Source organism: Paracoccus sulfuroxidans (genome assembly GCF_007830335.1).
Taxonomy (GTDB): domain Bacteria; phylum Pseudomonadota; class Alphaproteobacteria; order Rhodobacterales; family Rhodobacteraceae; genus Paracoccus; species Paracoccus sulfuroxidans.
On record NZ_VLKU01000003.1, the window covers coordinates 77078 to 90926 of the forward strand.

The window sequence follows — 13849 nt, forward strand, 5'->3', positions numbered from 1 at the left end:
TGATTGGGTGGGGCTGGAAAAGCTCTGAGGTACAGTATGGTTCAGGACACGGATATCGCCATCGTTGGCATGGCAGCCCAGATCCCGGGTGCGCAGAGCGTGGGGGATTTCTGGGACAACCTGTGCCGTGGGATCGAATCGATCCGTCCTGTTCCGCAGGATGATCTGATCGCGCGGGGTGAGCCGCGCTCTCGGCTGGCCGATCCGAACTATGTGCCTGCTGCGGCCATCCTGCAGCAATATGACGAATTCGATGCCGAGTTCTTCGGGCTGTCGCCGAAAGAGGCGGCGATCATGGACCCGCAGCACCGCAAGTTTCTGGAAACCTGCTGGCACGCGCTTGAGGATGCGGCCCATGTTCCGGGCAGTTTCCCCGGCAATATCGGCGTCTGGGCCGGTTGCGGCATGGGCAGCTATTTCTATTGGAACGTCTGCTCGAACCGCGATCTGGTCGACGGGGTCGGGCATTTCCTGCTGCGCCACACCGGCAATGACAAGGATTTCCTGTCGACGCGGGTCAGCCATGTCTTTGACCTGACGGGCCCCTCGATCAACGTGCAGACGGCCTGTTCAACCTCGCTGGTGGCGATCCATCTGGCCTGCCAGTCGCTCAACTCGGGCGAAAGCGACATGGCGCTGGCGGGCGGCGTCACCATCGAGATGCCGCATGGCGTGGGCTATCTCTACAAGGAAAATGAGATCCTGTCGCCCGATGGCCATTGCCGGGCCTTCGACCACCGCTCGCAGGGGACGGTCTTCGGCAGCGGCGCGGCGGTCGTGGTGCTGCGCAGGCTGAAGGATGCGCTGGCCGATGGCGACCACATCTGGGCGGTGATCAAGGGCAGCGCGATCAACAACGACGGCGCGGCGAAGGCAGGCTATCTGGCCCCCAGCGTCGAGGGTCAGGCGCTGGCTGTGGCCGAGGCGCTGGTGATGTCGGGCGTCGAATCCGACAGCATCGGCTATATCGAATGCCACGGCACCGGTACCGCTCTGGGCGATCCCATCGAGGTCGCGGCGCTCAATCAGGCCTTTGCGCGGGTCAGCGACGGCTCGCGGCAGGGGCCATGCCACATCGGCTCGGTCAAATCGAACATCGGGCATCTGGATACGGCGGCGGGCAGCGCCGGGCTGATCAAGGCCTCGCTGGCGCTGCATCACGGCAAGATCCCCCCGAGCCTTGGCTATGAGGCGCCGAACCCGGCCATCGACTTTGACGGCGGCCCGTTCCGCGTGAACGACCGGCTGGGCGACTGGCCGCTGCCGGGCGTGCGGCGCGCGGGCGTCAACTCGCTGGGCGTGGGCGGCACGAATGCGCATGTGGTGCTGGAAGAGCCTCCGGCCCCAGCTGCGGATGACGAGTCGGACTGGCCTTTCCAGATCCTCGCCGTCTCGGGGCGCAACAAGGCGGCGCTGGACGCCAACAGCGCGGCGCTGTCCGCATGGCTGCAGGCGAACCCCGGGGTGAACCTGGCCGATCTGTCCTTCACCCTGACGCAGGGGCGCAGGCAGTTCGACCGCCGCCGCATTCTGGTCGCCCATGATGTGGCCGAGGCCGCGCGCCTGCTGGCCGAGCCCGACCCGCTGCTGGTCTTTGACCATCAGCCCGTCGGCGACCCGGCCGAGGCGGTCTTCATGCTGCCCGGCGGGGGCGCGCAATATGCCGGAATGGCACGCGGCCTTTACGAGACCGAGCCCGTCTTCCGCGAATGGATGGACCGTGGCCTTGACCACATGGCCGCCGCGCATGGCGTCGACCTGCAGGCGCTGTGGCTGCCGGAACCCGGGGCCGAGGCCGAGGCGGACCGCCGCCTGCTGCAGCCCTCGCTGCAGTTGCCGCTGCTGATGATCACCGAATACGCGCTGGCGCAGCTGTGGATCAGCTGGGGCGTGCAGCCGACGGCGCTGATCGGTCATTCGATGGGCGAAAACACCGCCGCCTGTATTGCGGGCGTCATGTCCTTCGAGGATTGCATCGGCCTTGTCCGCCTGCGCGGGTTACTGATGGACCGCGTGCCTGCGGGCGGCATGCTCAGCGTGCCGCTGGAACCGCATGAGTTCCAGGCCGAGCTTGAGGCCCATGGGCTGGATCTTGCCGCCGTGAACGGGCCGTCGATGTCAGTCGTCTCGGGGCCGGATGCGGCGCTGGACCGCTTTGCCGCCGCCATGCAGGCGCGCGAGATCGAATGCCAGCGTATCGCCATTTCCATCGCGGCACATTCGCGCCTGCTGGACGGGGTGCTGGACGAATTCCGCGCCTATCTGGCCAGCATTCCGCTGAACCCGCCGCAGGTCCCGATCATCTCGAACCGCACGGGCCTGCCGCTGACGGCTGAGCAGGCGGTCAGCCCGGAGTACTGGGTCTCGCATCTGCGGGGCACGGTGCATTTTGCCGATGGCATCGCGCATCTGGCGCAGGTGCCGGGGCGGGTCTTCCTTGAGGTCGGGCCGGGTCGCGCAATGCAGGCCATGGCCAAGGCGAATGCCTCGGTCGCGGCGCATCAGGTTATCTCCAGCCTGCGCCACCGCGATCATGCCACGCCGGATGACGCCTATTTCATGGCCGCTCTGGGTCGGTTCTGGGCGACCGGCGGGCAGATCGACTGGCCGCAGATCTGGGGCGGCGCGCGGCGCAAGCGGCTGTCGCTGCCGGGCTATGCCTTCCAGCGCAAACGCTATTTCATCGAACGGGCAACGAATGTCGTGGCCGCCGAGCAGACGACCGAACTGGTCCGCATCGACGCGCCAGAGGATTGGGGCTGGCGTCCGGCATGGCGTCTGTCCGCCCCCGCAGTCGAGATTGGCGCGGACGGGCTGCCGCTCGCGGGCGGGGCGCAGAACTGGCTGATCTTTGCCGATGATCTGGGCCTTGGCGACCGTCTGGCCGCGCGCCTGCGCGGGCAGGGGCAGCGCGTCGCGATGGTGCGCGTCGGCGACAGCTATTCCGATCAGGGCAATGGTGCCTTCATTCTGCCGACCGAATCCGACCGTGAAGGGTATGAGATGCTGCTGGCGGCGCTGGCCGAGCAGCAGATGACGCCCGCCCGCATCCTGCATCTGTGGTCTGTGACCAGCGGCGGCAGCTTCCGCGCGGGCTCGAACCTGCTGACCAGCCAGCTGGAGCGTGGCTTCTTCGGCCCGCTGCATCTGGCGCAGGCGATCGGCGCCGAGATGCCAGATGCGCGGCTGTCTCTGTTGGCCTTCTGCAACGATGCGCTGAGCGTGACGGGCGAGCCTGCCCCTGCGCCCGAAAAGGCGGTGGCGGCAGGTCCGATCCGCGTGCTGCCGCACGAGATGCCGAATGTCGCCGCCCGGCTGGTCGACATCCGCCTGCCCGAGGGGCGCGGACGTCGTCACGACGCGGCGCTGGACCGGCTGGCCGATGAGTTGCTGCAAGAGGTCGTCGCGCCGCAGGACGGCGCGGCCCTGATCGCCTGGCGCGAGGGGCGGCGCTTTGCCCTGGGGCTTGAACGGGTGCGGCTCGCCGATGATGGCATGGCGGCGATCCCGGACGGGGCCGTCTGCCTGATCACCGGCGGGTTCGGCGGTATCGGCCAGACCATTTCCCGCGATCTGGCACCCAAGGGCGTCAAGCTGGTGCTGACGACGCGCGGGCGCATCGACGCGCCACATGTGGTCGCGGCACTGTCCCAGCTTGAGGGCATGGGCGCGAAGGCCATCGCCGTGCGCGCCGATGTGACCTCGCCCGAGGATATGGCCGCGGCCTTTGCCGAAGCGCGCCGCGTCTTTGGCGCGGTCGATGTGGTGCTGCATGCGGCGGGTCTGGTGCAGGACGGGCTGATCGCCAGCAAGACCGATGATGAGGCATGGGAGGTTCTGGCCCCGAAGCTTCTGGGCACGCAGGCCCTGATGGCGGCGGCGGGGGACCATCCGCCGAAGCTGACGGTGCTGTTCGCCTCGACCAGTTCGGTGATCGCCTCGATGGGGCAGGTCGATTACGTCGCGGCCAACGAATATCTGAACGCCGTGGCGCGCGCGGCTCCGCCCTCGCTGGGTCGGGTCGTCGCGGTCAACTGGGGCGTCTGGGCCGATGCCGGCATGGCCGCCCGCGCGGCCGGGCTGGATGCAGGCGGGGCGGTCACGGGTGGCACGGTCGACCGGCCGCTGCTGCAGCAAAGCATGATCCTGCCCGGCGGGCGTGAGTTCCGCAGCACGCTGAGCGTGCAGGACTGGATCATCGGCGGCCACCGCACGGCGGCGGGTCAGGCGCTGATGCCCGGCACCGGCTGGATCGAGCTGATGGCCGAGGCCGGGTTGGAGGCCGGGCTGTCGCTGCCGCTGATCATCCGCGATCTGGAGTTCCAGCGGCCCGTTCTGGTCTCGGACGACGTGCCCTCACTGGTCACGACGCGCCTCTCTCCGGCCAGCGATGCGCTGCGGGTGCAGGTGCTGGATGACACCGGGGCGGACCCGAATGTGACCGCGCTGATCGCGCCTTTGGCCGAGGTCGCGCCCGCGCCCGTCAGCCTGCGCCTTGGCAACTGGACCGGCGACGGCATGGGCGAGGCGCTGGCCTCGGCCCAGGAACGGCAGATGAATTTCGGCCCGCGCTGGAAGGTGCTGCGCCGCTGGCGTCTGGATGAGGGTGAAGGCGTGGCCGAGCTGTCGCTGCCGCCCGAGTTTGCCGATGAAACCGCGCAGGGGTGGCTGCTTCATCCCGCGCTTCTGGACATTGCGACCGGCTGGGCGATGGGGCTGATCCGGGGCTGGACGCCCGACAATCTGTGGGTGCCGATGGGCTATCGCTCGATCCGGCTCTATCGCCCGCTGGGGCCGCAGGTGCTGAGCCATATCCGCAACGCGGGCGACAACAGCGATGCCTCGGGCATGGCGCAGTTCGACATCACGCTGGCGCTGCCGGACGGCACCGTCTGCGTCGAAATCCGGGGCTTTGCGCTGCGCAAGCTGCAGGCGGCGATCTCGGCCCGGCCTGCGAAACGGCCGCAACCGGCCCGCACGCTGTCGCCTGCCGAGCGTCGGCTGCATCACAACATCAGCCAGGGCATCCCGGCGGCGCTTGGCCCGTCCATGCTGTCGCGCGCGATCTCGACGGGCCTCTCGCAGGTGTTCGTGTCGTCGCTGGACCTGCCGACCCTGATGGCCGAGGCAGGCGTGGTCGAAGAGGCCGCCCCGGCCGAAGGCGGGTTCGAGCGTCCCGATCTGGATTCCGATTTCGTGGCCCCGCGTCCGGGGACCGAGGCGGAACTGGCCCAGATCTGGTCCGAGCTTCTGGGCATCGCCACCGTCGGGGCCGCCGACAGCTTCTTTGACCTTGGCGGGCACTCGCTGATCGCGGTGCGGATGTTCGGGCAGTTGCGCAAGAAATTCGGCCCCGACATGCCGATTTCGACCCTGTTCGAGGCGCCGACCATCGCCCAATTGGCCGCGCTGATCGAGGCCGAGACCGGCCCGCGCGATGTCGCCGGAGCGACCCCGCAGGAGGGCAATGTCAGCGCCCTGCCGGTGCGCCGCCGCTTTGTCGTCGACATGGGCGGCCGGGGCGAGGGCACGCCCTTCTTCATGGTCGCGGGCATGTTCGGCAACGTCATGAACCTGCGCCAGCTGGGGCAGCGTCTGGGCTCGGACCGACGGTTCTACGGATTGCAGGCGCGCGGCCTTCTGGGCGATGACAAGCCGCATGAAAGCTTTGCCGAGGCCGCGCGCGACTATCTGGTCGAGCTGCGCGAGGTGCAGCCCGAAGGGCCTTACCTGATCGGCGGCTTCTCGGGCGGCGGTCTGATCGCGCTGGAGATGGCGCGGCAGCTGCGCGACGCGGGCGAAGAGGTGGCGATGCTGGTGATGCTGGACACGCCCCTGCCGCTGCCGCAGCCGCTGACCCGCAAGGACCGGCTGATCATCCGTCTGGGCGAGCTGCGCGAAGGCGGGTTCGGCTTCGTGCGCCGCTGGGTCAGCGACCGCATCCATTACGAAATGGCCAAGCGCAACAAGGCCAACGCCCCCGAGGTCGAGGCCGACAGCGGCACCTTCCACGACCGCGCCATCGAGGCGGCGTTCCTCGATGCGCTGCCCAAGGTCGAGCTGGCGGTCTGGGATGGCCCCGTCGCGATGTTCCGCCCGCCGATCGACCGGCGCTGGAAGGTCTCGAACGGGCGTTGGGTGACGACGACCCGGATCTATGTGCTGGAAGACAACGGCTGGAGCGATTGGATGCCGCGCCTGCAGGTGATCGAGGTGCCGGGCGACCATGACTCGATGGTGCTGGAACCGAATGTGCGGCGCATGGCGACCGTGCTGAAGGGCATTTTGAACGAGGCCGATCAGAAGGCGACAAGCCGGGCCGAGGCGGCGGAATAAGGCATGGATGCAATGAACTCTCATGGTCCGGTGCTGAATTGCATCGTGCTGAACTGGCGCACGGCCGAAATGTCGCTGGAGGCCGCGACGGCTGCGCTGCAGGAAATGGAAGGCATCGACGGCGGGGTGACCATCGTCGACAATGGCTCGGGCGATGGCTCGTTCGAGCGGATGACTGCCGAGGCGAGCGCACGCGGCTGGCTGCAAAGCGGTCGCGTGGCGGTGGTGCAATCGGGCTGGAACGGTGGTTTCGGGGCGGGCAACAACGTCGGCATCCGCGCGGGCGCGCCCGATGGCCGCCGTGCCGATCTGGTCTATCTGCTGAATTCGGACGCCATTCCGCAGCCCGGCTCGATCCGGGCGCTGGTCGATTATCTGGGGCGTCATCCGCAGGCGGGCATCGCCTGTTCGCGCATCCGGGGCGTCGACGGTGAGCCTCATGCCACCGCTTTCCGCTTCCCCACTGCCGCCAGCGAGTTCGAGGTGACCAGCCGCAGCGGGCCGGTCTCTCGGCTGTTCCGTCGTCGTATCGTCGCGATGCCGCAGCCCGAAGTCTCGGCGCAGGTTGAATGGTCGGCGGGCGCCTCCATGATGATCCGCCGCGAGGTGCTGGATCAGGTGGGCCTCTTTGATGAGGGGTTCTTCCTTTATTTCGAGGAAACCGACCTTTGCCGCCGGGCCGCCGACAAGGGCTGGCAGACGCATTACGTCGTCGAAAGCGAGGTTGCGCATATCGGCTCGGCCAGCACCGGGATGAAGACCTGGAAGCGCGCGCCCGACTATTGGTACGATTCCCGCCGCCGCTATTTCGAGAAGCACCACGGCCGTCTGGGCGCGCTTTGGGCGACGACCGCGCATCTGGGCGGATCGGCGCTGTTTAGGCTGCGCTGCCTGCTGCAGCGGCGAGCTTGGGATAATCCGCCCGGCCATCTATCCTATCTGTTCAGGCATGCGCTTCGACGCCAGCCGCGACCAGTCCATGTTGAGAAGGGAAAGCCATGACGCGATTTTCGGCAATTCTGGTCGGAAACGAACTTCTTCTGCGCCACGCCGCCGAGGCGCTGCTGTCGCGTGGGCATGAGGTCGTGGCAATCGTGACGCGCAACGCCGATCTGCAGGCCTGGGCGCGCGGCGCGGGCCTGCGGGTCGAGGATCAGGACCAGCCGATGGAGGCCGGGGCACCCTCGGCCGACTGGCTGTTCAGCGTGGCGAACCTGTCGATCCTGTCGAAGGCGATGCTGGCGCGCGGGCGCAATGGCGCGATCAATTTCCATGACGGCCCCTTGCCGCGCATGGCCGGGCTGAACGCGCCGGTCTGGGCGATCATCGGCGATCTGCCCCAGCATGGCGTGACCTGGCACATGATCGAAGGCGGCATCGATGAGGGCGATATTCTGGCGCAGCGCCTGTTCGACCTGCGTCCCGATGACACGGCGCTGACGCTGAACGCCCGCTGTTTTGCGCGGGCGGCGGAAAGCTTTGGCGATGTGGTCTCGATGCTGGAGGCGGGGGGGCCACAGCGCCAGTCGCAGGATCTGTCGCTGCGCAACTATCTGCCGCGCGACAAGCGACCCGAGGGCGGCGGCGTTCTGGATTTTGCCCGCCCTGCCGCGCAACTGGCCGCGCTGGTGCGCGGTCTGGATCACGGCGGCTACTGGAACCCGTTGAATGAGGCCAAGATTTTGTTGGCCGACGGGGTGCTGCCGGTGCTGTCGCTTGAGGCGGTCGAGCCTGCTGAGGCGGCGCCCGGCACGGTGCTGGCGGCCACTGGCGACAGCGTCACGATTGCGGCGGCAAATGGCGCGCTGCGGCTGAAGGTGCGCGGCACCGCCCCGGCGGTCGGCACGGTCCTGCCGCTGCCCGACGCGGCCCGCATGGCGGAACTGGATGTGGCGACCGTGGCCGCTGCCGCGCAGGACGGCCATTGGCGCAAGCGTCTGGCCGCGATGTCCCCCGCTGTTCTGGGCGGCGAGGCAGGGCCAGAGCGCAAGCATATCGCGCTGATGCCCGGCGCCGGGGCCGAGCGGATCGCGCTGGTGGCGGCGATCTTTGGGCGCATTCTTGGACAATCGAGCTTCGATCTTGCGCTGTCGCTGGGGCAGGGCGCGGCGCTGCCGGGCCTCGTGGCGGACTGGCTGCCCTTGCACGTCGATACGGCAGCGTCCCCGGACCTGAAGTGGCTGGGCGAGACATTGGAAGCCGCGATTGCCGAGGCAAAATCGCGCGGCCCCTTCATGCTGGACCTGCTGCACCGCGCGCCCGAATTGCGGGGGGCTGCCCTGCCGGAACTGGCGATCAATCTGGCCACGACGGCGCCGGTCGGCTCTGCCGCGCTGACCGTCTCGCTGACTGACGGCGGGGCGGCGGTCGATTATGACCCGGCGCGCATCTCGGACGCGCAGGCGCAGCGGGTTGCCCGGGCGCTCGACGCGGGGCTGGCGCTGCCTGCAGCGACGCCGCTGCGTGATGTCTCGCTGGTTGATCAGGCCGAGCGTGACGCGCTTCTGCATGGCCGCAACGACACTTCGGTGCCGGTCGAGCTGGCCTGCATCCATGACCTCATCTCGCGCATGGCGACACAGGATCCTGACGCGGTGGCGCTGATCTTCGAGGATCGGCAGATGACACGCGCGCAGCTGGACGCGGCCTCCTCGGCGCTCGCCGCGCGTCTGGTGACGTTGGGTGTCGGCCCGGATCAGCCGGTTGGCCTTTTCGCCCGCCGCTCGCCCGAGTTGGTGATCGGCGCGCTGGCGATCTGGAAGGCGGGCGGAGCCTATGTGCCCTTGGACCCCGACTATCCCGCCGACCGCATCGCCCTTTATGTCGAGGACAGCGGCGCGAAGGTCGTGCTGGCGCAGGTCGGGATGGCGGGCGATCTGCCCCCGCATCAGGCACAGGTGGTCGAGATCCTGACCGAGGCACCGGCCGGGACAGTTGCGCCGCAAGTCGCGGTAAAGCCGGAGAATCTGGCCTATCTGATCTATACCTCGGGTTCGACCGGGCGCCCGAAAGGCGTGATGATCGAGCATCGCAACGTCGCGAACTTCTTTGCCGGAATGGATGCGGTCATTCCGCATGCGCCGGGCGACGCCTGGCTGGCGGTCACGAGCCTGTCGTTCGACATCTCGGTGCTGGAGATTTTCTGGACGCTGGCACGCGGGCTGCGGCTGGTGATCGCGGGTGAGGAATCGCGGCTGGCGGTCTCGGGCGGCGGGCAGACCCTGCCTGCGACGCAGGGGCAGATGCAGTTCAGCCTGTTCTATTGGGGCAATGACGACGGGCCCGGGCCACAGAAATACCAGCTTTTGCTGGATGGCGCGCGCTTTGCCGATGAAAACGGCTTCGTCGCCGTCTGGACGCCTGAACGGCATTTCCACGCCTTTGGTGGCCCCTATCCGAACCCTTCCGTGACCGGTGCTGCGGTGGCGGCGGTGACCCGCAACATCGGCGTTCGCGCGGGCAGCTGCGTCGTGCCTCTGCACCATCCGGCCCGCGTGGCCGAGGAATGGGCGGTCATCGACAACCTGACCGCAGGTCGGGCGGGGCTCGCCATCGCCTCGGGCTGGCAGCCGGATGATTTCGTGCTGCGCCCTGAAAACACGCCGCCCAAAAACAAGACCGCGATGATCGAGGCGATCGACCAGATCCGTCGTCTGTGGCAAGGCGAAGGCGTGGCCTTCCCCCGGGCCGACGGCAGCAGCCATATCGTCACCACGCAGCCGCGCCCGGTTCAGCCGAAGCTTCCGATGTGGCTGACCATTGCCGGAAACCCCGAAACCTGGGTCGAGGCGGGGCGGCAGGGCATGAACGTCCTGACCCATCTTCTGGGCCAAAGCATCGAGACCGTGGCCGAGCGGATTAAGGATTACCACGCCGCGCTGCGTGAGGCGGGCCATGATCCGGCCGATTTCATCGTCTCGCTGATGCTGCACACCTGTCTGGCCGAGGATCGCGAGACGGCCCGCGAGATCGCGCGCGAGCCGATGAAGAACTACCTGCGCAGCGCCGCCGCGCTGGTCAAGCAATACGCCTGGGATTTCCCCGCCTTCCGCCGCCCCGAGGGTATGACGAACCCCATGGCCATCGACCTTGGCAGCCTGACCGAGGAAGAGATGGACGGCATCCTCGAATTCGCTTTCCTGCGCTATTTCGAGGATTCGGGCCTGTTCGGCTCGTTCGAGGATGGGGTCGAGCGGATCGAGCAGCTGAAGAAGATCGGCGTGGGCGAGGTGGCCTGCCTGATTGACTATGGCATTGCGCCCGCACAGGTCGCCGCCGGTTTCCCGATGCTGGCGCGGCTGCGTGCGGCGGTCAATCCGGGCGACGACATGCCTGATGCGGGCGACTATTCGCTGGCGGCGCAGATCCGGCGCTGGAAGGTCACGCATCTGCAATGCACGCCTAGCATGGCGCGCATTCTGGTCTCGGACCCCGAGGTCGCGCGGGCCATGTGGGGTCTGAAATGCGTCATGGTCGGGGGCGAGGCGCTGCCGCCCTCGCTTCTGGCTGATATCCGCGCGGCGACTCGCGCCAAGGTGCTGAACATGTACGGCCCGACCGAAACGACGATCTGGTCGACCGTGGCCGATCTTAGCGCGGGCGGAGACGTCACGCTGGGCCGCCCGATCGCCAATACGCAGGTCTATGTGCTGGACGCCGATGGCGCGGTTCTGCCGCCCGGCGCGCAGGGCGAGCTTTGGATCGGCGGCCATGGCGTGACGCGCGGCTATTGGCAGCGGCCCGATCTGACCGACGCGGCCTTCCGTCCCGATCCCTTCGTGGCCCCGGACCGGGCGGCGCCCTGGGGCGCGCGCATGTACCGCACGGGCGATCTGGCGCGCTGGCGCGAACATGGCGGGCTCGATTACATCGGCCGCGCCGATCACCAGATCAAGCTGCGCGGTTTCCGCATCGAATTGGGAGAGATCGAGGCCGCTCTGGCCGCAGAGCCGGGCGTGCGCGAGGCCGTGGCCATCGTCCGCGAGGATGTGCCGGGCGACAAGCGTCTGGTCGCCTATGTCACCGGCGATGCAGCACTGGATGAGGCGCAGCTGCGCGACAGCCTGATCGGTCATCTGCCCGCGCATATGGTGCCGGGCCGGATCGTCCGGCTTGAGCAGATGCCGCTGACGCCGAATCGCAAGATCGACCGCAAGCATCTGCCCGTGCCGGGATCGGTCAAAGTGGCGGTAGCGCCGACGATTGCGCCGCCCAGTGTCGCCCCGGCGGCCACCCCCGCTGCTGCGGAGGTGCCGACCGTGGATCTGTCGCATGCGGTGGCCGAGCTTTGGGCGGAAACGCTGGGCGTGGCGCAAATTGGCCCGCGCGACAATTTCTTCGCGCTTGGTGGGCATTCGCTGCTGGCGATCCAGTTGCATCGCACGATGCGGGACAGGCTGGCGCTGCCGCGTCTGGGCGTCACGGATATCTTCCGTTTCCCGGTTCTGGCGGATTTCCAGCGGCATGTGGCCAGCCTCGCGCCCGCTGCTTCGGCCCCGGTTGTCGACCCGCCGAAGCCGGTCGCGCCGCCCCCCGTGGTAACCCCGGCGCCGGCTGCGGCCGTGACACCGCCGCCCGCCGCTGTTGCGCCCGAGGTGGACGACCCCATGGCCCGGCGTCGCGCATTGCGCGCGCAGTTGCGTGGGAAGAGTTGAGCGAAACTGAAACCGAGGCGCTGCGCCAGACCGCGCAGCGCCTGCTTCCGCCGGGATTTGGCTGCGCGGTGCTGCCGATCTCGGCCATTGCACCACCGCTTCTGCCTGCCGAGCGGGTCGAGATCGCGAGGGCGGTTCCGAAACGCGCCCATGAGTTCGCATTGGGTCGTGCGGTCCTGCGCCGGGCCATCGCCGAGGCCGGGCATCTGCTTTCACCGGAGACGCCCATCACGGTTCTGCCCGACCGGCGACCGCGGCTGCCAGCGGGCATCCGTGCCAGCCTGTCCCACAGCAACGGCTTCTGCATTGCGATTGCTGCGCCGGTTGGCGGAGCTCACCCCGGCGTGGATATTGAGCTGACGGATCAGGCGTGCGCCCCGACGGATCTTCAGCAGATGGTCGCCCCAGCCCGAGGGCGCGGGGCAGAGGTGCCGCCGCTGCTGATCTTCAGCGCGAAAGAGGCCGCGTTCAAGGCGCAATATCCGCTGACTCAGGAAATGCTGGATTTCAGCGATGCGGCGATGGTGCTCTCGGGTGACCGCTTTCGCGCGCGCCTGCCGGGCGGGCGCATCCTGTCAGGTCGCTGGGCCGAATGCAGCGGCCACTACCTATCGATCAGCCTATGTGCTGGCTGAAAAGCGCCATCAACTGCCGCGCCGAATCGTCGATGTCATGGCGCGCCATCACCCGCTCACGCGCGCCAAGGCCCATGCGCTGCAGGGTCTCGGCATCGGTCGCGGCGACCTCCAGCATGGCGGAGGCCAAAGCGGCGCTGTCACCGGCTGGCACGACCCAGCCGTCAACGCCCGGTCGCAGTAGCTCGGGAATTCCGGCGATATAGGTGGCGATGCAGGGGCGGGTTGAGGCCATCGCCTCCATGATCACGACCGGCAGACCCTCGGCAAAGCTGGGCACAACCAGTGCATGTGCAGAATCCATCGCCGCCCGGACGCCGGATTCGTCCTGCCAGCCCAGGAGCGTGACGGCCTTCTGCATGCCTTCGGCGGCGATGCGGGCCTCGATCTGCGGGCGCAAATCTCCGTCCCCGACCAGACAAAGCCGCAATGCAGGGTTTTGCTTCCACGCCTCGGCAAATGCGCCAATCAACAGGCCAAAGCCCTTTTGTTCAGCAAAACGACCAACCGCGACCAGATGAGTCTGATCTTTGATTGGCATGGATTTTATTGCAGTCCAATTGGACATATCAATTCCGCAATGGACAACTTTGATTTTTGTCCAATCGGAAGGATCGGCCCAACGATATAATTGCGACCGTCCAAAACTGCTGATTGCCACGCAAAAACGCGAGGCTGCGATTTTGCCACCCAGATCAAGACCTCCGGGATCGTCAAATTCCTCCGGACCGTGGACGGTAAAGCTGAAACCCGGCCCTCCGAACAGCTGGGCATAGGCCGCCACCCGGGTCGAATTCGTGCCAAAATGGGCGTGGATATGGTCCAGCCGCAAGGCGTGGGCGCGGGCGGCGACGCGGGCCCCCTCAGCCAGATAGATCAGCTGCCGCAGAAGGCTGCTTTCCCCTGCGGAAGCTCGCGTTCTGGCCTGCCTGAGTGCGGAAATGAAGGCCCTGGGGTTGGCAGCGGCTTGTTTCAGCACTGAGCCCAGAAGCTGCGGCGCTCCGGCCTCAAGAATGCGTTCGGTCGCGGCATGTTCGGCAAGATCGGCAGGGTCGGTCAGCGCCTCGGCCTGGCCGCGCATCGCGAAACGGTGGACGAAAACCCCGTTCCGTTCCAGGGCGGCAATCTCTCGGCGGATAAAACTGTGCGAGGGGCGCGGGTAAGTGTTGATCAGGTAACCGATTCGCACAGCTGACGAGTCCTTTAACCGAGGGTCATTTTCGG

General features: G+C 67.5%; 5 protein-coding genes. 4 read left to right on the forward strand and 1 reads right to left on the reverse strand.

The genetic code is table 11. The annotated features are described in order from the left end of the window. Positions 1–36 precede the first annotated feature (36 nt). The 4 genes from IQ24_RS05315 to IQ24_RS05330 are packed head-to-tail and all read left to right on the forward strand — an operon-like array spanning position 37 to position 12625. Positions 37–6336 carry a type I polyketide synthase gene (locus tag IQ24_RS05315; RefSeq protein ID WP_145396775.1) on the forward strand — a complete coding sequence of 2100 codons (6300 nt, stop codon included), beginning with the start codon at positions 37–39 and terminating at the stop codon, positions 6334–6336. A 3-nt stretch (positions 6337–6339) separates the two neighbouring features. After that, positions 6340–7338: a glycosyltransferase family 2 protein gene (locus IQ24_RS05320; RefSeq protein ID WP_242007928.1), complete on the forward strand. Its 999-nt coding sequence runs from the start codon at positions 6340–6342 to the stop codon at positions 7336–7338. Beyond that, positions 7335–11990, forward strand: a complete 4656-nt coding sequence (locus tag IQ24_RS05325) for a MupA/Atu3671 family FMN-dependent luciferase-like monooxygenase (protein WP_145396776.1) — start codon at positions 7335–7337, stop codon at positions 11988–11990. The genes IQ24_RS05320 and IQ24_RS05325 overlap by 4 nt, the downstream gene beginning before the upstream one ends. Beyond that, positions 11987–12625 (forward strand): 4'-phosphopantetheinyl transferase family protein, encoded by a 639-nt coding sequence (locus IQ24_RS05330; RefSeq protein WP_145396777.1) that lies wholly within the window; start codon positions 11987–11989, stop codon positions 12623–12625. The genes IQ24_RS05325 and IQ24_RS05330 overlap by 4 nt, the downstream gene beginning before the upstream one ends. Here the strand turns inward: IQ24_RS05330 and IQ24_RS05335 are convergent. Next, a complete protein-coding gene (locus IQ24_RS05335; RefSeq protein WP_145396778.1) occupies positions 12606–13814 on the reverse strand; it encodes a glycosyltransferase family 4 protein in 1209 nt (402 codons plus the stop codon). The two genes, IQ24_RS05330 and IQ24_RS05335, sit on opposite strands and share 20 nt — an antisense overlap. Positions 13815–13849: the final 35 nt, after the last annotated feature.

Excerpts from the sequence above, each read along its gene's own strand:
- IQ24_RS05315 (WP_145396775.1), top strand. The coding sequence starts at position 37 with ATGGTTCAGGACACGGATATCGCCATCGTTGGCATGGCAGCCCAGATC.
- IQ24_RS05320 (WP_242007928.1), top strand. The coding sequence starts at position 6,340 with ATGGATGCAATGAACTCTCATGGTCCGGTGCTGAATTGCATCGTGCTG.
- IQ24_RS05325 (WP_145396776.1), top strand. The coding sequence starts at position 7,335 with ATGACGCGATTTTCGGCAATTCTGGTCGGAAACGAACTTCTTCTGCGC.